The following is a 1051-nucleotide window of genomic DNA, read 5'->3' as shown; positions in this document are numbered from 1 at the left end:
CTAGAGATATGGGACGAGCGTGCAACACATAATCCTCCAGTGCTTTTCCAAGTTTGACTGACATGGGCAGTTCGCGCTCAGCGTATGTTTTTGTTTTGCGAACGATTACAGTTCCCCGGTTCCATTCAATATCTCCGATTTGTAGGTTTGCGACTTCACTGCACCTGAGACCAAGCTCTGTGAAACAGAGCAGTATTGAATAATCTCTCAGTCCTGTTGGAGTACTGGGAAATGAATAGTCCGCAAGTCGCGATTGCTCATCTTTTGTCAATGTGATAGGAAGGCTGCTCCCTTTACTCCATGCCGGAACAGATAAAGGCAGATTCAATACAGAAGTATGAATTACGATATCGTGATGTTGCAGAAAACGAAAGAATCGTCTGAGTGCGGTCACGGTAACTCCAATGCTCGCAGTACACAGGTCATTACGCTCTTTCGAAAGGTAATTGATAACATCATTGGCAGTAATGCTTGTCCATGCTATGTCATGTATATCGGGAACTACAGCCTTCAGAAACTTTTTGGTCTCGCGTACCGCTGCTAGCGTTACCAGCTCTGAAAGATGTAAGAAATCCCTACAGTAACTTGCGTATTGTGCCATTAAAGGGTCATACTGATCTTTTGCTGCACACTGTTTACGAAAATCTCTGATTCGTATGCCGGCTCTCATAAAGAAAAAAGAACCGAGAGAGGCCTGTGCTGATGCAAAGTTTGCACGACTTAATGATTGTCTTTTAAGCTTTATGGCTCGATCAACATAAACAAGCAGTATAAGCGGATCGGTGGTATCAGGTGGTTCTTCAAGGTCGCAAATCGTCCGTATATAACCAGCAATTGTACTATTTTCGTGCCCCTGATCCTTCAGATAGTCATGGAATTGGTTAATAGTTTTCTGTTTCATGTATCTACCTCCTTCTATTTGGTAGATACATGATATCAGTAATCACTGGGCAGAGACATTAATTATGTTTTATAAAAACAGTACCGTGTAGTGAATTCAAAGGATTATGCGGCACTACAGAACATAATTCTGCTCACAGCATAATTGCGG

General features: G+C 42.4%; 1 protein-coding gene. It reads right to left on the bottom strand.

Annotated elements, in window-relative coordinates; all coding sequences use genetic code 11:
- A partial coding sequence (locus ACESZH_RS23905; protein ID WP_373219594.1) for a tyrosine-type recombinase/integrase occupies nucleotides 1-901 on the bottom strand: 901 nt, incomplete at its 3' end.
- Nucleotides 902-1051: the final 150 nt, after the last annotated feature.

Source organism: Ruminococcus sp. 5_1_39BFAA (genome assembly GCF_964240875.1).
Classification (GTDB): Bacteria; Bacillota; Clostridia; order Lachnospirales; family Lachnospiraceae; genus Blautia_A.
The sequence above is the reverse complement of the archived record's forward strand: the minus strand, read 5'-3'. Positions and strand labels throughout refer to the sequence as shown.